Here is a 21429-nt window from a genome sequence, read left to right as displayed (position 1 = left end):
GGTCTTAATCTCCTCGAAGTTATTACTGATGCTTTAGAAGGTAATGTCTCTGTTTTCCTTTCCTCTATTACTACTAGCTAGGCAGTTACAAAAAAACTTATAGGAGATGGTAAATCAGCATTTTTAATAATTTCCATGTTTATTTCCAATTGTAAAATAAATTAGTATTATTAGGATAAATTTTAGCTCAAGGGGTAAATTTTGAGCTAAAAATCTTTAAATTTAAGAACTGTTTCTGAAGTGTCAGATCCCATCCCTGCACAAACTTATTGCGATATTGATTCCTCTGCCAACAATTCTGATGCTAATTCACTCTTAACTACATCCTCAGAATCACCAGATTTAGAAAAACCATCTGCTACATCTTTGATAAGACCAGCTACAGGTACCGCGATTAGCAAACCTAGAACTCCACCAACATTGGTTCCTACAAGCAAAGCAATTAACACCCATATTGGTCTAATGCCAGTAAATTTACCTAAAAGGCGTGGTGCGATCGCCTGATCAATTAACTGATCAATGACAACAGCTACCGCAGCAATCTTCACTGCTAGCCAAAAGTCGTGTGTGGCTATTATTAAAGTTATTACAACAAGACTGAGGACATCACCAAAGGGAATTAAGCTCAAAACCCCAACTACCAAACCAAAGAGTAAACCAAACTGGACTTGAAAACTTAAAAACAATAATGTTATAGAAACTCCCATTAGCAAAGCCAAAGTTCCCTGACCAATCAAGTAATTTTGGAAGTTTTGCTGAATAGACTGGCTTATCTCCTGGGCAAAATTTCCAGGTAACTTCTTAAATATTACCTGCCAAATTCTTGGACCATCTAACAACAGGTAAAAAGTCACGACTACTGTGATTAATGATTCAGAAACACTATCAATAGTATCTATAATAATGCTTAAAAGTTTATCTGAGAAAAACTCTAATTCATTGGGCAATTTATTGGTTATTTGTGTTAGTAACTGACTTAAATTCACATTTAATTTGTGCCTAGAAAACCAATCATTTACAATCTGAAGTTTTTCTTCGCTAGAATCAATCCATTGGGGAAGGACTTTAACCATCTCATTAAATTGATCTAAAACAATGGGAACCAAAGTGATACCCAGAGCAACGACAATTAACAATGCTAATATAAAAACTAATGCTACTGCATAGCCGCGTTTAACTCCTCGCTGTTGGAGAACCGAAACAGGATAGTTTAAAACGAATGCAAGCAAAGTAGATAAGACAATAATTGTGACAACAGGTTGAAAACTTTTAACAAGCAAAAATGCTAGCCAACCATTGAGAAAGACTAGAGGAAATAGCAGTGTCAAAATTAACCATTTAACTAGTTGATTGAGTGAAAAATTCATCATCAATTTAAAAATTAAAATTATTTTAGTTACTAGATTGAAGCTGAAAATTAAGTATGCTAAAGGGGAAGTAGATGAGAAAATATTTCCCCATTCCCAATTTTCGGTTATTTGAGGACTAAATTTCAGCAAAAGCTAAAAATTGCTCCTCATTTATCCGTCCTGCTTGATACAGAGTATTAGTAATTTCAGAAATAGTTAAAACCGCATGACCACGATAACCATTTTGCTGTAACCTATCTTTCACCCCTTGTTCATGGTCGATAAATACCACAATATCATTAACATTTAATCCTGCTGATTCTAACTTTTCTGCTCCTTCCATGACACTTTTGCCGCTAATGAGAATATCATCAACCACCACAACTGTTTCGCCAGGATGAAAGTTACCCTCAATTACTCTCCGAGTTCCGTGGGCCTTTACCTCTTTACGAGGGAAAATCATCGGACAATTAAGACGTAAAGATAAACCAGTAGCAGTAGGTAAAGAACCATAAGGAATACCTGCTAACCTATCAAAATTCAAGTTTTTCAAAATATCTTCATAGGCAGTGATAACTTGATTAAAAACTTGGGGATTGGAAATAATTTTGCGTAAGTCAATGTAATAAGGAAATATAGCTCCTGATGCTTGGACAAAGCTGCCAAACATAATGCAGTCAATATCATAAAGTTGTAAAATCAAATCCTGTTGGGGATGCTGATTTAGCAAACAAACATCAGAGAACCACACAGAACAAGTAGAATTTTCATAAATGATTTCAGTTTTTATTTGATTAATTTCTGCGCGTAAAGACTGGATTTCTTGAGATAATTTTGGTTTTCCCAACATATCTTGAGGAACAGGAATTAGTAAACCATCACCGTTAGTATTCAAGCCCGCTTCTAAAATTTGCTTCAGATTTAGTCCCTCCGCCCAGATGCTACGCGCCATAATAATTCGTTCCGGCGCGATCGCTCGAATAAGTGCTAAAACCTCAGGTTTTGTAGTTCCCACTTCAAAACCCAATTGTTCTGGAGTTCCCCAGGTTTTTGATTCTTTTACCACCTGTAAATAAAGGGGTGATTCGTTTGTAGGATATTGCTGTATAGCTTCTGCGCTTGGATTAGAAGTGCAGCATAAAATAAACACAGCTTTATCAGGATATACCAAAAAAGGTGCTACGTGATCTTGTCCTGTATAAGGACTAAGAGTAATTGCATCTACCTGCCATTCTGCAAACACAGTTTGGGCAAAGATGGTACTAGTATTTAAGTCACTGTGTTTGGCATCTAAAATAACTGGGATGTGAGCAGGAATAGCTGCTAAAGTTTTGTGCAACAGTTCTAAACCAGGAATACCTAATGCTTCGTAAAAGCCAAGTGTCGGTTTATAGGCACAAACGAAATCAGAAGTTTCAGCAATAATGAATTGTAACCACTTATCCAAACTAGCGAGGAGTTCGTCAGATTTATAATGCACAGGCATCATTTCTGGATTTGGATCAAGTCCTACAAACAGTAAGCTTTGATTTTGCAATATATTATGGTTCAATTTATCAAAAAAGTTCATATTTTTTGTTTAAAAAAGAGTTATTAGTTATTATTTATTAGTCTTTGCATCTTTGCATCTCACTTACCATAGTTTTTTTACAAAAACATCGATTCTGTTAGTTGAGTGCCTCCAGCCTTACGTCCTAATAAAGAGTGAATCACTCCAAATAAAATAACCATCGGTACTGAGCTAAAGTGGACAATTCGCAATGCTTGCCAACTGCCAAATAAATCCAAAATCCAGGGAAATTGAGCAGGTTTATACATTCCTATTCCTGTAAATAACGCCAGCAGCAAGATAGGAATAATTGCTGTATAGACAATACGATGCCAAGCATAAATTAGGCGCTGGGAATTTTTACTTTTTTGCAATGCTTTGAAGTCATTGGCACTTCCAAACCGATGTCGCCAGCGTTGGGTAATTAAAACGTAAATTCCATACCATAGGAGATTCAGGGAGAATAACCACATTGCTGCAAAATGCCAGTGTCTACCTCCTGCAAGCCAACCTCCTAAAGTAAATATCGGAGGAATGTGCAAACCTGCACGTCCACCAAAAACCGGGTTGGCGTTGTAAATTTGTAGTCCACTAGTGAGCATGATAAACAGACTAATAATGTTACAGGAGTGGAAAATTTTGGCTCCTATTGCTTGAGTGGGTGGCTTTCGAGTTTGAGAAGAAATAGTCGAAGTCATAGATTTTGACTGATAAAATTTGGTGTTTATCTGTCTTGGGTGAATGGCCCAGCTGGTTTGAGGGTGGGCATTACTCACTTTTATTTTCCCATCTTATGATTCAGCATTCTGACATTGATGGTCTACCATCTTCTGTTTTAAATGTCAGTTTTAGATATGGTTAGGGTTTTTCTAAGAGGATGTCTGAAAAAAAGATATTTTATCCAGTGTATCCTTAACGGTGATCAACCAATTAGAGTGATATGAAGGAAACTTAGTCATTATCTACGCTCACCAATGGCTGAAGCGTTTTTCATTGGATCAACCATTGCAGCAGTATACACTGATAATTAGTGCGATGCCTATGCGGTGATTATGGCAAAAAGTATACTGATGGCTTGTGCTGTAATTTAAGTATGAAAAAGACAAGACCAAATTTATCGAACTCAGGTATTGTTAATGCATTGACTTGCGTTGTGAATACGACAGCCGCCTTGTTAAGGCATCGGCTTGCAAAAATTAATACCTCGTGTCCAAGGTTAATTAGTTAAAAGCTGGCGTGTTTTCTAATCACGGCGTAGTGTCTTGCTGTGGTATTCATCTCAATGATTAACTCTGTTCCTTGACCTAATTGAGAATTACACTTAAGTTTACCTTGATGTTTTTCAACTATAATTTCCTGACTAATTGATAGTCCCAGTCCCTTCCCTTTACCGATTGGTTTGGTTGTGAAAAATGGTTCAAATATCTGTCTTTGGATATGGGGAAGTATGCCTTTACCATTATCAGAAATGCGAATGATAACTTTGTGTTTTTTTCCTAATCGTTTGTCTACCCAAAGTTCATTACTATTTACTAATGATAAATGATTGCTAATAATTTCTGTATGAATAAAAAGAGTAGGAGTAAAGGAATAATCATGTTTTATCCTTTCTTCTAAGGCATCAATGGCGTTAGTCAAGATGTTCATGAATACCTGATTTAGATCACCAGGGTAACACTCGATTAAGGGCAATTCCCCAAATTTTTTAATGACTTCAATCCTTGGTCTATCAGGCTGTTCTTTCAGACGATGTTGCAAAATTCTCAGAACACTATCAAGTCCTTCATGTAGGTCAACCTTTTTCATTTGACCTTCGTCAGAGGTCGAAAAATTCCGCAAAGCGAATACAATTTCTTTGACACGCTCAGATCCGGCTCGCATTGACCATAGCAATTTCAAAAAGTCTGTCTTCACAAAACCAAGGTTGAGGCGTTGCAAATGTAAGGCGATGACTGGGGTCGGTGTGGGATAGTAATGTTGGTAAAGTTCAATGACTCTGATTAAGTCTTCAGCATATTGACTCGCAGGATGGAGATTGCCATAGATGAAGCTAACGGGGTTGTTAATTTCGTTAGCCATATCCGCTACCAGTTGACCGAGGTTAGCCATTTTCTGGTTCTGCAATAACTGCTTTTGGGTATATTTGAGTTCTTCGAGAGTAGTTTCTAGCTGCTGTGATTTTTCCCTAACTTGGTCTTCGATAGACTGGCGTTGGATAATTTCTTTTTGGAGTTGTTCAAATAGTTGATATTGTTGAGTAGCGATCGCCTTATCCTGACTAATATCCTTGTGCGTCCCCGCCATCCGCATTGGTTTACCGAATTCATCCCACTGAAATACTTTCCCACAAGCCAGAATCCACTTCCACTCGCCGGATTTAGTCAACATTCTGAATTCGACTTCAAATACGGGTGTGCATCCTTCGAGATAATCGTGCAATACCTGATGAATTCTTGGTAAATCCTGTGGATGTACAAGTTGCTCAAAGGATTTATGGTCGTGATCAATTTCCTCTACTTCATACCCCAGAATGCGCTTCCACCGGGGATCATAATAGGTTTTATTGGTGATCAGATTCCAATCCCACAATCCTAAGCCATTGGCTATTAATGCCATTTTTAAGGCGGTTTGTGAGCATTGACAAGGATCTAAATTTTCTTGAGATAAGTCTTTTTGTCCTTTTTGCAGTGGCTGTGATTCTGAGAAACTGTGGGAATCTTCTACTGAAAGTGGAGCTTCCGGTTCATGGGTAGTGGGTTCTTCGATATGCATAGCTGCTGGTACGATGAGGAAGATATCCTGTAGCTCTCTCTACGCTGTCTTAGCACCCTGACGATCCAGTTATGGACAAATCTTCTACTTGGTTGATTAGGCTGTAACTTTGGTCAGAGATGTATCAGCGCATATCATCAATTTGGATGGAATTTAGAAAAAGGTAAACAGACGAATGTAACCGCTGTTGCGATCGCCGTGGCCATTTTTTAGAAAAAATAGCTACATCGTGTGCATCTACATTCTAAGATATGTCTAAAAAAAGTAGTTCAAATCACATATAATCACTTAAAAACTCGAAAAACTTTGTAAAAAAAATCTATGATTAAGTCACGTCAAATATTTGCGGATACAGAAAAATTGTCAAGCCTTGTTTGTAGCTTTTTTGGTAATACCGATTACCTGTGAGGTTGCATAGAACAATTTGCTCAAGCCCCCTGTGTCACCAAGCCTGATTTTGTGCAGTTTTACAAATAATTGGTATAAAAAATAGCTAATGCTCACACAAATTAGGATACATTGAGTTTCAAAGAATAATGCTGTGAGAAAATGTCATGCTCTAGAGCCGATGAGTAATGACTATAGATGAAGCAGTACTGCTGCTAAAAGCCAGTCAAGCAACGGGTTTAACAACGCTCGAAGATATCTTATTGCGTTCTTCCTGGGAAGGAAAAACCTATACCAATATAGCCAGTGAAACTCACTACGGCAAGGAACGTGTCAGGAAAGTTGCTGCTCATTTATGGCAAGTACTGAGTGATTTTTGCAAAGAACCTATAAATCAATCCAACTTCCGCCAGACTCTAGAAAATCACCATCTTAGCAAAGCCCGTCAGCAGTTAGTTAAGGAATTCAACAAAGCAGCTACGGCTATATCCTTAGAATTTCCTAGTGGTCCAGTATCCCTTAATTGCCGATTCTACATCCCTCGTCCACCAATTGAGGAACTCGCCTACGCAGAAATATCTGAACCTGGAAGCGTCATTTGCATTAAAGCATCTAAAAAGATGGGGAAAACCTTTCTAATTTTGCGGTTGCTTGCACGCGTTAACAGTCAAGGTTTTCGCACCGTAACCTTGAACTTTCAGCAAGTAGATAAAGCAGTATTTGCCAATTTAGATAAATTTTGCGCTGGTTCTGTGTTGATGTCTGTCGGGAGTTATAGCTAGAACCAAAACTGAATGATTATTGGGATGAAGATATGGGTAGCAAAGTTAGTTGCTCTATCTATTTCCAAATTTTGCTTGCGGAAAACACCAAAATGAGTAAGCGAAAGCTCATTTTGAGTAAGTCAAATGGGATGGTGCAACGCGAAAAAGCGCGATGTGGTGAAGAGGACAGGGAATGCAGGGGATGCAAAACTTGTAGAGACGCGATTCATCGCGTCTTGTACTTATCCGTTTTGTGCGTTTTGTAAATTTATCCAAATCCAGTTAAAAATATTCGGAGGTTGGGTTGAGCCTTTGCAAAACCCTAGTCAAGAAAATTATTCTTGCAGACGAGCAATTACACAGTGCATAACTTTAATTTCATTAACAATTCGATCCAGTTCTGTAGAAAGAGGAGTTTGTTCTCGAACGGCTTGTAATGTGGGAGTTAAACTGTGGGAATTTGTGGCAATCTCTAATAACCGAGCAGTATGTAGCTGTTCAATTTGGTTGTGAATTGCTTCGAGATAGTTATCCAGCACTGGTAACGATTGGGGTGGCTGTCCTTGCCGAAGGGCATCTGCTAAGTTTTCCAAAACTTGGACAATGGTATCAGTAAGCCGCTTCAGTTCAATAAATTGGTACTCGCCGCTAAATTCCCGCAGATGTTCTGCTAAAGTTGTCACCGAACTGAAAAAGCCCCGAATGTATGCTATCAGCGTCATTACAGGTTCAATTTCTCCTTGAATGTGACGAGGTTCGCTGAACAATCGTTGAGCGGCGGCGTTAGCGTTGGCGTTCTCTAGTGCTGCTTGATGGCGTAGCATATTGATAGAATCAGTAGATGCATTCTGTTCTGGATGCATATAGTTAGCCATTACTTGCTGATAGTAGGCAAGATTGGCTCTAATTGTCTTTTCCAGTTGTGCAGGAAGTTGCTGTCGTTCCCAACGGGGGAAAAGCAAATAGCTGCCAAGCAGTGCTAAACCACCCCCAGCCAAGCTATCGAAAATCCGCAATGCTCCAACCCTCCAGCCACCTGCACTAATAATGTTGAGTAGCAAGATGATGGCGGGAGTCAGCAGTATAGTGAATATGCTGTAGCTTAACGATCGCACCGACATCGCCACAAACACCAATAGCAAGAAACAAACTGCGATCGCCAATTGATTCTTAACTAGTAAAACCAAAATAATACCAATAATTCCCCCCAAAATAGTACCGATGACGCTTTGTACTGTTGTCTGGGACGTTCCACCAAAGTTGGGCTTGAGTGCAACAAGAGCTGTGAGTGTTATCCAGTAACCTCTAGGTAGTTGCAACAACGACGCAATCAATTCAGCAAAAGTTGTGATCAGTGCTAGGCGCAACGCATGACGAAAAAGGATTGAATCAAAAGTGAAGTTATTTCGCAGTGTATCAATAATTGCAGTCCGCTTTGGTTGGGCTGGGGGGGAAATGTCTCGCTGGGCAATGCTAGGCTGTTTTCCCTGGATTAAATCTGTAACAATATCCGCATCAGTATGAATTTGCTGTGCCAGCTTTCTAAGACTGGCTGTAATCTTCTCAAGGTTGACTAGATCGGAATAGCTATCTGGCTGAACATTTATCGTTTTATTCAGGACTTGAGAACGCAAAACTTGTCGGTGGTGTTCCAATGCTTCAAGACTCCGATCCAGATCCCCCAAGTGAGGTGAGTTTTTTCCTTTGGCGATCGCTTGTGACAACATTTGCAGAGCAATTGCCAACTGTTCGATCACTTGCTGAATTTCTTTCTGTAATCGAGAAAATAGTTGATGTTCGCAAGCGATCGCTAATAGTTCGCTCAGTGCTACAACAGAATTGACAATTTGATTTACATCCTCGATTAACACCAGTAAGTAATTTCCCCGCAGGTTAGTTCCTTTTTGCCTAGTCCATATAGTTGTCCAGACGCTACGGGCAGCTGTCAAATCCTGGATAATAGTATCCTGAGCTTGCAAAAATTGCTGTGCCCATTGCTGACGAGCCTTTGGATTTAATGTTCTCTGGCCTTCCAAATCTACGAATTTGCTCAACGAGAGATAACAGTTAGCAACTACTTGCATTGCAGGTACATCAGGACGCACTACCCACAGTCCTAATGAGAGGGCGGTTGTCCATGTTCCACCAGCCAGACATAGCGCAGATTGCTGGATAAGAGTAGACAAATTGGAATATGAAGCGAATCTAGCAAGCGAAATCACAAACATGATCGAAGTAACTAAGCTGACAGATGCAGCTACGTTGCCATAGAGACTTGCTAAACCTGCTATAAATATCACCAAGAATGTTGTCGGCACAGCTAACCAGAGATGACTGCTAACCAGACTGGCGATGATGAACATCAAAGTTACCCCAATCGTAGCTGCAATCATCGCAGTCGCTCTCTGGCGATAGGCTCCGTCAACATTTACCATGCCAACGAACCAAGCCGCCATAGTGGCGATCGCACTTGTAGCCGCATGACCAGTAATGATTCCCACTCCAATGGGGACACCTAATACAAAAAGGCTACGCAATCCTGAGGAAATGGCGGGCTTACCTGGTTTGAGTTGAAACTGCTCAAACAACCAACTGAGAGGACGTTTATCTGTAGATTGCATTATTAGGCTGGCGATTATAACAAAGCAGATCGCCTATTACAGCATTTTAGCCACATATAAGTAGTTGGAGGAGAACTGTAATATGCCTTTTGAGGTAATTCAATGGGATAGTTTTCAGCGGCCAAAAATGAGAGCATCTAGCGAATATGCTCCAGGGCCTAAAACCGCGATTGCAATCAGCATGACGCAGTACATAAACGCTTTTTCCCAACTTGGCGGTTCGCCTTTTCCTAAAGGGCCTTTATACTGGTCTTCTGGAATTAAGTATGGATCTTGGGCTACAAAAGGTTTACTTCCAGAGACTTCTAAATATATCGCAAAAATCATTGAGCCGAGAATGGGCAATGTCGCTAAAAGTGTCAGGAATCCCACAATCAGAAAAATTCCGCCACCTAACATGGATGCAGCTGATAAAAAGCAAAGAAAGATAGGCATTTTTACAGACTCAGCCCACTGTTGAAGATGCGTTATCTTTGGATAGCCGTGGAGGATGAATAACCAGCCAAGGCTAACTCTTAGTAGTAAGAGTGCCAATCCGGGGAATCCGTCTGGATACAGATGATAAAGTGAACTTAATAGGTATGGCCCTAACTGCGGGAAATTAAATGCAGCGAGAAAAAAGGCGATCGCTACACCACTGGCAAATTTATAAATCATTGCTGTACACCACGGGTATTAAGGTCGATAGCATATAAGGAATGACCTGCTGTGACAAACAAGCGATCGCCTTCCTTTCCACCGAAAGTTAGGTTAGTGGATGTCTCCGGTAAGAGAATTTTTCCTAACTGAGTCCCGTCAGGGGCGTATATCTGCACGCTATCCTGGGAACTAGTAAAAACATTGCCATGTTCGTCAACCCGAAATCCATCAGGTTGTCCTGGATCGATAACACAGAATACACGGCCATTCTTCACATGGTAATCGTCCACCACCTCATACACGCGAATATGATGAGGCCCCCCAGGTATATTAAACGCGGCTGTATCTGAAACATACAAAAGGCTTTCGTCTGGACTGAAAGCCAGCCCATTAGGGCGCACCATGTCTGTTACTATAGGAGAAATTTCACCAGTAGCAGGGTCAAAGCAATATACATAACTTCCAGGTTGTTCTTGTTCGCCGCCGTAACCTTGGTTTGGATCAGTGATCCCATAAGGCGGATCGGTAAACCAAATTGTGCCGTCGCTTTTCACCACTAAATCATTTGGACTGTTGAGGCGTTTGCCTTGGTAACGATCAACTAAAACCTTCCATTCACCATCGTCTTCGCGTCGGATAATCGCACGTATACCGGAGGAACACGCAACTAGACGACCCTCCAAGTCTCGGTAATTACCGCTTTGGTAATCAGATGGATCTCGGAGGACACTTACGTTCTCAGTAGCACTCCAGCGTAATAAACGGTTGCCGTGAGCATCACTCCACACAACACTGTCGTCTTCATGGAAGTAAAGAGGGCCTTCGCTATGGACTGCATCGGTTGCAAGTTTTTGGAGTGAAGCATCTGGAGGTATAATAGCACGCAGGCGATCGTCATAAATCTCAATGGCTTCAGTCATCGGAATTTCCTGTTATTTAACTTAGTTACTGACAATAAATAGCAGGTTAAAGTTAATATCAATTTAAAAACTAATAGGTTATAAGATTTATCCGCACTTTTTAGAGATATCAAATATGCTTGACTTACATAATCTCTAAACAAAAATCAAATTAAAATTAAATTTTAGCATCTCTTTGGCATAAATCAAAATTAAGCCATTGGGTAGAATATAAAATTTTAGATTGAGAATACCTTTGTTGCTCTGGGTTATGCCAATCCATCTCTAGCCAAAAATTTTCCCAATTCTCAGTTACAAATCTTAGTTAAAACAATTTTTCTTCAGATTTTTTCTATGTCTAAAGGCTGAATTTATCATTTTAAATATAGACTATTGATAAGTTGAAAAATTCAGACTTTGTGATATAAAGGAAAACGTGCAAGCAAAAAATATATGAATATTTCTCAATTTGGCATAAATTGTTCCCAATTAAGAAATAGCTTATGGATCAAGGTAAAGTAGCTGTAATTACTGGAGGTGATTCCGGTATTGGAAAAGCGACAGCGAAACTGCTTGCTGATCAGGGTGCAAAGGTTACAATTTATGCAAGTTCTTTGTTGTTATATCAATTCGGAATTCGTAATGAAAGGGTGTAAGTCTTGCGCTCAGACTCAGATTGCATCTGCTTTTTCGGGTTTTAATCTGTTGTCGGATTTGAAAGAATTGGTATAACTCTTATTCTTAGTTTAAGAGTTGATTATGAAACAGATAGAAGCAGTTGTTGCCAATATAAATGATCTAAATGATGGTGAGATGCGACAGGTGTCTGTCGGCGAAACAGAAATTTTATTGACCCGATTAGATGGAAAGTATCATGCCGTCGGCGCACACTGCTCTCATTATAAAGCGCCGCTGGCAGAGGGTGTGCTGAATGGACATCATGTTGTTTGCCCCTGGCACAATGCCTATTTTGACGTGACGAGTGGGGATCAACTGGAACCACCTGGCTTGGATTCTTTAGCCTGTTATCAGGTACGGATTGAAGGTGAAAACGTCATTGTCAGCCTGCCAGAGAAAACAACGGGATTGCGATCGCCCGCAATGGCGCAATTTAACCCTGATGCTGATGAACGCACATTTGTAATATTAGGCGCAGGGGCGGCGGGTGTCCATGCCGCAGAAACTTTGCGAGTAGCCGGATATCAAGGGCGAATCGTCATGATCACTCAGGATGACAAGCTACCCTATGATCGCACCAAGTTGAGTAAAGACTACTTCATTGGTGAAACATCCTCAGAGGAAATGCCCCTGCGATCGCCAGATTTCTACAAAGAACACGCCATTGAAGTACTGTTGAATAAGCGAGTTGAACAGGTGCAAACAACGGCAAAAGCGATCACCTTTAGCGATAGCAACGCAGGAACGTCTGGTGATTCGTTGAATTATGATGCCTTGCTGGTAGCGACAGGAGGAAAACCACTCCAGCTAGATATTCCCGGTGCAGACTTGCAAAATATTCTCACATTACGCAGTTTTGATGATACTGACCGTATTTTGACACTGAGCAAGCAAAAAGGACAAGCGGTAGTCATTGGCTCCAGTTTTATCGGCATGGAAACAGCAGCTGGGCTGAGTCAGCACGGCTTACAAGTAACTGTTGTTTCACCGGATTCTGTACCTTTTAAGAAAATATTAGGCGAGGAAATTGGTAAAATATTTCAGCAAGTTCATGAGGAAAACGGTGTTTCCTTTAAGTTAGGTAGGAAAGCGGTTCAATTTGAAGGTAGTGACAAGGTAGAAGCTGTAATTTTAGATAATGGCGATCGCCTCAAAGCAGATATAGTAATTGTCGGAATTGGTGTACAGCCAGCAACAGACTTTCTTCAGGGGATCGATTTGCATCCCAAAGATGGCAGTGTAGTTGTTGATGAATACTTGCGTGCAGCTGATGGCATCTATGCCGCAGGCGATATTGCCCGTTATCCCGATTGGCGCACAAATGAATCGCTTCGGGTTGAACATTGGCGAGTTGCAGCACAGCAGGGGCGAATTGCAGCTCATAACATGGCAGGGAAAGCAGTTAAATTTAGAGGGCTTCCTTTGTTTTGGACGATGCAATTCGAGTTTCCCTTGCGCTACATTGGCCACGCCCAAAGTTGGGATGAGATAATTGTAGATGGGGATTTGCAAAAACAGGAATTTATTGCTTTCTACGTCAAAAACAATCAAGTCTTGGCAGTTGCAACCAGCCATAAAGATACAGAAACAGCAGCTATGGCAGAATTGATGCGCTTGAACCAGAGGTTAACTGTTGAGGAATTACGGCGTGGTACAGTTGATTTGATTCAAAGACAGCCAGTTAATAACAAGCAATAGGTTTGAGACAAGAGTAATTTGGCATCTCCTGCATATATGACAAACATCACTGAACACTACGACATCATCATTATCGGTACGGGAGCCGGTGGAGGGACACTGGCTCACCGCCTCGCACCCACAGGTAAAAAAATTCTAGTGCTGGAACGAGGCGACTTTTTACCGAGAGAGAAAGCTAACTGGAGTCCAGGGGAGGTTTATCAAAAACATCGCTACCACGCAGATGAGGAATGGTATAACAAAGAAGGCAAAACCTTTAAACCGCAGACAGGCTACTGGGTTGGCGGTAATACCAAACTCTACGGTGCAGCCTTGATTAGATTACGCGAGCGAGATTTTGAAAGGGTAATTCACAAGGGAGGAATTTCTCCAGAATGGCCACTCAAGTACTCAAACTTCGAGCCGTACTACACCCAAGCAGAAAAGCTGTATGATGTGCATGGCAAGCAAGGGGAAGACCCAACCGAACCACCTCGCAGCGAACCATATCCCTATGAGCCAGTGAGTCATGAGCCGGATATGCAGGAATTGGCTGATGGCATCCGCGAACTAGGCTATTATCCATTTCATCTACCACTGGGATTAAAACTCAATGAAAGCGATCGCGCTAAAAGTCGCTGTATTCGCTGCGATACTTTTGATGGATACCCCTGTCTGGTAGATGCAAAAGCCGATGCTGATGTTAATGCCATTCGTCCCAGCCGCGAAATGTATGCTAATTTCACCCTTTTAACTAATGCCAAAGTCTTACGACTGCATACCAGCGAGTCGGGACGAGAGGTTACGAGTGTAGAAACTGAAATTGCCGGAGAGTCACATTGGTTTGCAGGTGATATTGTAGTTGTTGCTTGTGGCTCTATCAACTCGGCTCTCTTGCTTTTACGCTCTGCTAATGACAAACATCCTAATGGATTGGCAAACAGTTCTGATCAGGTGGGGCGGAATTATATGAAACAGTTGGAAACTGCGATCGTTTCCATACATCTAAATGTAAATCGCGCCAACTTTCAGAAAACCATCGCCGTCAACGATTTTTATTGGGGAGAGCCAGATTTTCCTTATCCAATGGGAATGGTGCAAAATACGGGCAATGTCCTAGCTGATATGATTCCCGCAGAGGCTCCGCCGCTCATGGCTCCGTTTATTAAGCTGATTCCTGAGTATGAACGCCATTTGCTTGCTGAAAGATCAGTGGGCTGGTGGTTGCAAACAGAAGATTTACCAGACTCGAATAATCGGATTCGGGTAGTGGGTGACAAGACTTACATTGACTATACACTCAACAATACCGAAGCAGGCGATCGCTTAATCCATCGTTGGACATCTGTAATCAAGTCAATTCCTAACTCTGCTAAACACGTCCTACCATTTAGTATTTATCCGCGCACTACTATACCAGAACAAGCAGTTGCCCATCAATGCGGTACTTGTCGATTTGGCACAGATCCTAAAATCTCAGTCCTTGACATCAATTGCCGTACCCATGATGTCGATAATCTCTATGTGGTAGATAGTAGTTTCTTTCCGTCAAATTCAGGTGCTAACCCGACATTAACAATTATGGCGAATGCATTGCGGGTTGGCGACCGCATAGCTGAACGCTTGAAATCAAAAGGAGGAACATGATGACAAACGATGAACAGCAAACTAAACAACAAGACCAACCACAGATTGAATCTCTACAAATCGGCTCAGATGCAACGGATTCTCATCCTATAGCTACAAGTTTAGGGGCTGTGGGAGGTGGCGTTGCAGGAGCCGCACTCGGTCGCTCTATTGCGGGTAAACTCGGTGCTGCGATCGGTGGGGTTGCAGGAGCGATCGCCGGTGGCGTTGCAGGTAATCAGCTAGTAGGGTACACTGAGGAATTCATTGAAGAACTCCAGCCGATAATTGGATTACGATTAGGAGCCAATCATAAACCAATTGAACTACCCCGTCACTACACTTGGGAAGAACTACAGGCGCTGTCAAAATCCCAAGGTGGAGAAATCCAAGCTACTTAAGCCAAAATGGTATAAAGCACCGTCCAAAAGTTTTAGTGCGTTTGGACTAATCTCCATAACGCACCCTACATAATATAGTTATATTTTTTTACACAATCAAATCAAATTCCTACTATATTGCCCCAACTAAGAACCGCTATAACTCCTAAGATTTTCTGTGCTACTGAGAAAGACGACGTAACAGCATGAGAGAGCGGTCTGTAACTGGCACAGTTTGCTCACCCATAATCAATTTTCCTGAGTTAAGAAAGCGAGATTCGTTGGTGTCAATAATTATTTCCCATTCCCTGTCTTGGAAAACATTGGGTAAGGTAAACTCAATCATTTCGTAGTGAGCATTAAAAAATAGCAGAAAGCTCTCATCAATAATACGTTCACCGCGGGCCCCAAGAGTAACAATGCCCTCGCCATTCAAGAAGATTTCCATAGCTTTGGCATAACTAACTAGCCACTGCTTTTGGGTCATTTCACTACCATCGGCATTAAACCAACCAATATCACTAATACCTAAACCGTGAATCGGACGGCCTTGAAACCACTTACGTCGGCGAAATGCTGGATGCTGATGACGAAAATTAATCAGTTGGCGGGTAAAGTCTAATAGTTCAGCATTAGACTTTTGTAAACTCCAATCACGCCAGGAAAGTTCATTATCTTGGCAGTAGACATTGTTGTTACCCTTCTGACTAAAACCAATTTCATCTCCTCCTAGTAGCATGGGTATGCCTTGAGATAGCATTAAAGTTGCTAAAAAGTTGCGCCGCTGACGTTCCCGTAAGCGAATCACGTCTGGATCAAGGGTTTCTCCTTCCACACCGCAATTCCAAGATCGGTTATGGCTTTCCCCATCCCGGTTATCTTCGCCATTGGCCTGATTATTCTTTTGGTTGTAGCTGACCAAATCATTGAGCGTGAAACCATCATGAGCAGTGACGAAATTAATACTGGCACTGGGATTGCGCCCGTTTGCTTGGTAAAGATCAGGGCTACCAGTAAAACAGTAAGCAAATTGTCCGAGGCTATCATCCTCACCACGCCAAAAATCCCGCACAGTATCACGATACCTGCCATTCCATTCAGACCAACGTAAAGGAAAATTGCCAACTTGATAACCGCCTTCTCCTAAATCCCAAGGTTCAGCAATCAGCTTCACATCTGCCAAAACTGGATCTTGATGAATAATATCAAAAAAAGCTGCGAGATTATCTACTTCATATAGTTCTCGCGCTAATGCCGAAGCTAAATCAAAGCGAAAGCCATCAACATGCATTTCTGTTACCCAATAGCGCAGACTATCCATGATTAACTTCAGAACTTGGGCATGACGTACATTCAGAGAGTTGCCGCAACCTGTGAAGTCCATATGGTAACGAGAGTTATCTTTGATCAAGCGGTAGTACACACTATTATCGATGCCTCGCAGCGACAATGTTGGCCCTAAATGATTGCCTTCGCCAGTGTGGTTATAAACTACATCTAAAATTACTTCAATGCCAGCAAAGTGTAAGTCCTTGACCATCTGCTTAAACTCGGCCACTTGTTCTCCGAGTGAGCCACTAGCACTGTAACCGGAGTGGGGTGTGAAATAATTAATGGAATCGTAACCCCAATAGTTTTTCAGTCCTTTATCTACTAGAAATCCTGGAGAAGATAAAAAGTGATGCACAGGCATCAATTCCACAGATGTGATTCCTAGTTGTTGGAGATATTGAATTGCCGCTGGATGTCCCAGCCCTGCATAAGTACCACGTAATTCTTCTGGAATATCTGGGTGTAGCTTAGTAAAACCTTTAACGTGAGTTTCATAAATAATAGTTTCGTGCCATGGCCTACCAAGTGGTTTGTCGTCTCCCCAATCAAAGGACTGATCAACAACAACACACTTTGGTATAACTTGAGCATTATCTAAATCGGAAAAAGCTAAGTCTTCTTCTGGTGCATCTAAAGAGTAGCCAAAAATAGCTGAACTCTCATTAATTTCCCCATCAATTGCCTTGGCATAGGGATCAATTAGTAGTTTATTAGGGTTAAAGCGATGACCAGCTTCTGGGGCCCAATGACCATGAACTCTAAACCCATAACGTTGTCCAGGCCCCACTCCTGGTAAATAAGCGTGCCAAACGAAATTATTTTTTTCTGTTAAATGTAAGCGAATTTCCTGATTATTAGCATCAAACAAACAAAGTTCTACACCTGTTGCATTTTCGGAAAACAAAGCGAAGTTCGTGCCTTTGCCATCCCAACTAGCACCCAAGGGATATACATTTCCAGGCCATACAGATACATACATAAGTGAAATACCAAAAGCTAATTTTACTGTTACTAACAAACTTGAAGATGTGTTGAATAGTAATTTATGTAAGTTAATTTCAACATGAAAGCTAACAAATTTGAATTAGGGAAATCTTACCATAGAGCTTTTATAATTAAAAAGTCTTATCAGCAGATGACAAGGATTGGTTTTCATTTCCAGCTAGAAGATAATTTTTGGTATTGTTAATTGACAATATCAATATTTATAACGCTGTTATTACTACTTTACTCATAATTTACCCAATACCATTTCTTTGTAAGGCTGCGCCAAATTTTCTTGGCTTCTTATTTCTTTCTTTGTGTCCTACCCTGCGGGAAGCCACAACTCTTAGAGACGCTTCTCTACGAGAGGCTCCGCCAACGCGAACGTGTCTATGCGTCCTTTGCGGTTCGTTCCTCATTTCGTTTAGCGCATCTTCATACAGAATTGGTATAACAAGTTTATTTGCCAAATTTTCAATTCTAATAGTTTTATCAAAAATAGCGGACACCTACATCCACCAAAATGACGTAATTTATTTCAGTCAACGTGTAGATTTACTTTAAACATATTTTGTGCATCTTTCATGTCAATTTTTGGATTGACTTACACAGTATTTTTGCTTAATACATCTGTTAATACTGATAAAAAGGCACATTGAAACGAATGTTGCTAGGGGGTTGTATCGCACTAAGAGTGATAACTATAAAACTAAAGCATGAGTAGCGATTGACGGTGGCAAGTAGTAGAGGCATCGCACTTACTGATTACATCTACTTTGCCACGCTCAATCTAATTAATTAGAGTTAAATATATTTAATAGTCTGTCAACAAAACTTGAAATTATTATGAACAGCCAACTTAATTTGCTTACAGCAAGCAAGTTACTAGCCCTAATTTTCTTGGTGCTAGCTAACGGCTTTTTTGTGGCAGCAGAATTTGCCTTAGTCGTTTTACGTCGTAGTCGTGTCGAGCAGCTAGTTGCTGAAGAACATCCTCGGGCAAAGGCTTTACAACGTGCAGTCAACAACTTGGACTCTTATCTAGCAGCAACTCAACTTGGCGTTACTATGTCTTCTCTGGGCTTAGGTTGGATTGGAGAACCAGCACTAGCTGTAATCGTTGAGCCTGCTTTCCACTGGCTACCAAAATCCTTGGCCTTGTTGAGCGCCCATACCCTATCAGTGATTATAGCATTCATAATCATTACCTGTCTCCATATCGTTTTGGGAGAATTAGCTCCTAAAAGTCTGGCACTTCAACGTACAGAAGGTACTGCCTTCGCTGTGATTAATCTGTTAGAACTATACTTAGCTATATTTCGCCCAGCTGTCGAGGGTTTGAATAATATCGGAAATTTCGTTCTCAAACTTATTGGCTTGCAACCAGGAAATGCCGAACAATTATTTCATTCTACTGAAGAATTGAAACTTTTAGTCGCAGCTAGTCATGAAGCAGGTTTATTAGGGTCAGCCGAACAAGATGTAGTGGAGCGAGTGTTTAGTATTGGCGATCGACGAGTTAGTGCGTTTATGACACCACGTACAGAGATAGAATGGCTTAACATTGATCAGCCGCTTGAAATAGTTCGCCATCAAGTCATCAAAAGTATGCATTATTTCTTTCCTGTTGGACAGGATAGCGTTGATAATTTATTAGGTGTTGTACAAACCAAAGAATTTTTAGCCCATAATCCAACTCAACCGATTGAATTGCAAGCCTTATTAAAACCAATCTTATATGTGCCAGAAAGCATGAATGCTTTGAAACTCCTAGATTTATTTAAGAAATCTGGGACTCACATTGCCTTAATCGTGGATGAGTATGGTGTGACACAAGGTTTGGTTACACTCACTGACATTATAGAAGCGATTGTGGGTGATATCCCGTCGAGTGAAGACCTAACCGACCCTGAGATTGTACAACGCGAGGATGGATCTTGGTTGTTAGATGGACTATTGCCCATTGACGAGTTGAAAGAAATTCTCGACATCAAAAAGTTGCCACCACAGGCAGGAATCAACTATCAAACTTTAGGGGGTTTTATTGTGAACCAGCTTGGGCATATTCCCTCTACGGCTGAATATTTTGAGTGGGTGGGACTACGTTTTGAAGTAATTGATATGGATGGGAACCGAGTTGATAAAGTGCTGGTTGCTCGTGTAAGCACTCATTCAAAAGCTGTCTAACTTTTAATTTATTTCATTTCTAAAGGAAGATGATTTGAATTCGGATATCTGTCTGAAGATAAATAGAATTTAACTGAGGTAACCATTAAAATGTCTGAGTTAGAAAAAATCACCTGACTCAGAGCAAATATATGTTGGGTATACTTTGGGGAATTGTAGTTGTACTATTTGCTTTTTGGGCATTAGGACTCGCATTTCATATCGCTGGAAATTTAATTCATATAGTGTTAATTGTAGCCATAGCCCTTGCTATGTATAATTTTGCTAAAAGCCGTGCTATGTAGATGAATAAATGATCACACGTTCAGGACTTTTAACTCAGTTAGCTGCATGAGAAGCTACATAGCTGAATAGTAGTTTTATTAAGAAGGTGATTATTGGTTATGGAGCATCAGCGACTGCCCTTCATCCAGTCTCGAATGGCGATCGCTCTTAACAAGACTTAAAGCTTTCAGCTGTTGTACTCTATTAGAGCGATCGCACCCCTCCTGAAACATCAAGAGCTTACCTTTGTGGCTTCACCCAACCAGAGTTAATTAATCTGATTTTTTACTGTATTGTGTCGTGACCGCCTGTTTAGCCTTGGCGCAAAAAGACTTTATCGCCTTTGTTTAAGTCTGCAACAGACAGGTGCTTGTCCCCCAACCGTCACTAGACGGCAAGTTAAACCGGATAGCCGAATTTTGAATAAATGGCATCATTTCGTCCAAATATTTTGGTTAGCGATGGAACGCACCTCAATTCGTATAGGCAGGATTTCGTCTTGGTAGGAACGATCAGCCACGGTTTGCAATGCACGGATATCGTCATCGCTGACCGGGCGTAGCTCTCGCGCTCCGCGCTGGGTAATGGATTTGGAGGTATTCAGTGGCAAGCGCGACAGTTTGGCGTAAACCTGAGCATAGGCGTCTGGATTCGCGATCGCCCAATCATTGGCTTTGTTCAACCGCTTTAAAAAATCAGCGATCGCTGCCCGCTTGCCCGGATCGGCCAGGGCCTCGTCGCTTGCAGTGATTAACGACAATCCACTGTTGATGCCCTTACCGTCGCGCAGCACCCGCCCACCACTTTCCTGCGCCACATAGAAGTAGGGATCAAAGGTTGCCCACACTTCGATCCTCTTGGATAAAAAAGCCGCAGCCGCATCGGTCGGCAGCACAAATTTAACCGTTACGTCAGTACGTTTAAGACCAGCCTCTTCGAGCGCACCATAGAGTTGGTATTGCGAGACACTGCCCCGCGCCGAGGATACTACCACAGTCTTACCCTTCAAGTCAGCTACGCTTTTGATGGGAGAATCAGCCTGAACGATGATGCCAAGTCCTTCGCCCTTGCTGATCCTGGTTGCAAGGATCTTCAGCGGTGTCTGACCCACGGCTGCGGTCAAAACTGGAAGATCGCCGGCGGGCGCGGTATCGACTGCACCCACACGCAGCGCCTCAAATAAAGGTGCTGCCCCCTGGAAGCTTGCCCATTTGTATTTATACGGTACCTGACTTTTCCCGTTAAGTCTCTTTTGCAAGCTGCCAACCCTCACAGAGATCGTGTAATTTTAACCAACCTCGCCACAGTACCTGGATACCAA

18 protein-coding genes are annotated in these 21429 nt (G+C 41.5%); 8 read left to right on the top strand and 10 right to left on the bottom strand.

Features of this window, described 5'->3' with window-relative positions; genetic code table 11:
• Positions 1–266 precede the first annotated feature (266 nt).
• The 4 genes from V7K21_RS03375 to V7K21_RS03360 form a co-directional block, all read right to left on the bottom strand.
• Positions 267–1367 (bottom strand): AI-2E family transporter, encoded by a 1101-nt coding sequence (locus tag V7K21_RS03375; protein ID WP_335171535.1) that lies wholly within the window; start codon positions 1365–1367, stop codon positions 267–269.
• A gap of 118 nt (positions 1368–1485) precedes the next feature.
• On the bottom strand, positions 1486–2919 hold the full coding sequence (locus V7K21_RS03370) for a bifunctional orotidine-5'-phosphate decarboxylase/orotate phosphoribosyltransferase (RefSeq protein WP_335171533.1): 1434 nt from the start codon (positions 2917–2919) through the stop codon (positions 1486–1488).
• Positions 2920–2996: 77 nt separating this feature from the next.
• Positions 2997–3596, bottom strand: a complete 600-nt coding sequence (locus V7K21_RS03365) for a cytochrome b/b6 domain-containing protein (protein WP_335171531.1) — start codon at positions 3594–3596, stop codon at positions 2997–2999.
• A 526-nt stretch (positions 3597–4122) separates the two neighbouring features.
• On the bottom strand, positions 4123–5670 hold the full coding sequence (locus V7K21_RS03360; RefSeq protein WP_335171530.1) for a PAS domain-containing sensor histidine kinase: 1548 nt from the start codon (positions 5668–5670) through the stop codon (positions 4123–4125).
• A 575-nt stretch (positions 5671–6245) separates the two neighbouring features.
• Here V7K21_RS03360 and V7K21_RS03355 point away from each other — a divergent pair.
• Positions 6246–6839, top strand: coding sequence for an AAA-like domain-containing protein (locus tag V7K21_RS03355; RefSeq protein ID WP_335171528.1), 594 nt, complete (start codon positions 6246–6248; stop codon positions 6837–6839).
• Between the two features lie 32 nt (positions 6840–6871).
• Positions 6872–7087 carry a hypothetical protein gene (locus V7K21_RS03350; protein WP_335171526.1) on the top strand — a complete coding sequence of 72 codons (216 nt, stop codon included), beginning with the start codon at positions 6872–6874 and terminating at the stop codon, positions 7085–7087.
• A gap of 69 nt (positions 7088–7156) precedes the next feature.
• Here V7K21_RS03350 and V7K21_RS03345 read toward each other — a convergent pair whose 3' ends face one another.
• From V7K21_RS03345 to V7K21_RS03335, 3 genes are all read right to left on the bottom strand, one after another.
• Complete coding sequence (locus tag V7K21_RS03345) at positions 7157–9442, bottom strand: FUSC family protein (RefSeq protein WP_335171524.1); 2286 nt, start codon at positions 9440–9442, stop codon at positions 7157–7159.
• Between the two features lie 114 nt (positions 9443–9556).
• Positions 9557–10099 (bottom strand): DoxX family protein, encoded by a 543-nt coding sequence (locus tag V7K21_RS03340; protein WP_335171522.1) that lies wholly within the window; start codon positions 10097–10099, stop codon positions 9557–9559.
• A complete protein-coding gene (locus V7K21_RS03335) occupies positions 10096–11001 on the bottom strand; it encodes an SMP-30/gluconolactonase/LRE family protein (protein ID WP_335171520.1) in 906 nt (301 codons plus the stop codon). Before V7K21_RS03335 ends, V7K21_RS03340 begins: the two co-directional genes overlap by 4 nt.
• A 482-nt stretch (positions 11002–11483) precedes the next feature.
• On the opposite strand from V7K21_RS03335, the gene V7K21_RS03330 reads away from it, so the two are divergent.
• From V7K21_RS03330 to V7K21_RS03315, 4 genes are all read left to right on the top strand, one after another.
• Positions 11484–11636, top strand: a complete 153-nt coding sequence (locus tag V7K21_RS03330; RefSeq protein WP_335171518.1) for an SDR family NAD(P)-dependent oxidoreductase — start codon at positions 11484–11486, stop codon at positions 11634–11636.
• Between the two features lie 103 nt (positions 11637–11739).
• The gene (locus tag V7K21_RS03325) at positions 11740–13356 is read left to right on the top strand and encodes an FAD-dependent oxidoreductase (protein ID WP_335171516.1); all 1617 of its coding nucleotides are present in this window, start codon (positions 11740–11742) and stop codon (positions 13354–13356) included.
• Between the two features lie 36 nt (positions 13357–13392).
• Positions 13393–14982 carry a GMC family oxidoreductase gene (locus V7K21_RS03320; protein ID WP_335171514.1) on the top strand — a complete coding sequence of 530 codons (1590 nt, stop codon included), beginning with the start codon at positions 13393–13395 and terminating at the stop codon, positions 14980–14982.
• Positions 14979–15362, top strand: coding sequence for a hypothetical protein (locus V7K21_RS03315; protein ID WP_335171512.1), 384 nt, complete (start codon positions 14979–14981; stop codon positions 15360–15362). The genes V7K21_RS03320 and V7K21_RS03315 overlap by 4 nt, the downstream gene beginning before the upstream one ends.
• A gap of 160 nt (positions 15363–15522) precedes the next feature.
• Here the strand turns inward: V7K21_RS03315 and glgX are convergent, their stop codons facing one another.
• On the bottom strand, positions 15523–17652 hold the full coding sequence (gene glgX, locus V7K21_RS03310) for a glycogen debranching protein GlgX (RefSeq protein WP_335171510.1): 2130 nt from the start codon (positions 17650–17652) through the stop codon (positions 15523–15525).
• 851 nt (positions 17653–18503) lie between these two features.
• On the opposite strand from glgX, the gene V7K21_RS03305 reads away from it, so the two are divergent.
• Entirely contained in the window at positions 18504–19844 is a 1341-nt protein-coding gene (locus V7K21_RS03305; protein ID WP_335171508.1) for a hemolysin family protein, read from the top strand.
• A 131-nt stretch (positions 19845–19975) separates the two neighbouring features.
• The gene (locus V7K21_RS03300; protein WP_335171506.1) at positions 19976–20128 is read left to right on the top strand and encodes a lmo0937 family membrane protein; all 153 of its coding nucleotides are present in this window, start codon (positions 19976–19978) and stop codon (positions 20126–20128) included.
• 90 nt (positions 20129–20218) lie between these two features.
• Here the strand turns inward: V7K21_RS03300 and V7K21_RS03295 are convergent, their stop codons facing one another.
• A complete protein-coding gene (locus V7K21_RS03295; protein WP_335171504.1) occupies positions 20219–20344 on the bottom strand; it encodes a hypothetical protein in 126 nt (41 codons plus the stop codon).
• Positions 20345–20541: 197 nt separating this feature from the next.
• A complete protein-coding gene (locus V7K21_RS03290; protein WP_335171502.1) occupies positions 20542–21366 on the bottom strand; it encodes an ABC transporter substrate-binding protein in 825 nt (274 codons plus the stop codon).
• Between the last annotated feature and the right edge of the window lie 63 nt (positions 21367–21429).

Origin of the sequence: Nostoc sp., from assembly GCF_036919595.1 — a bacterium.
Classification (GTDB): Bacteria; Cyanobacteriota; Cyanobacteriia; order Cyanobacteriales; family Nostocaceae; genus Nostoc.
This window is presented reverse-complemented; position numbering and strand designations above follow the sequence as displayed.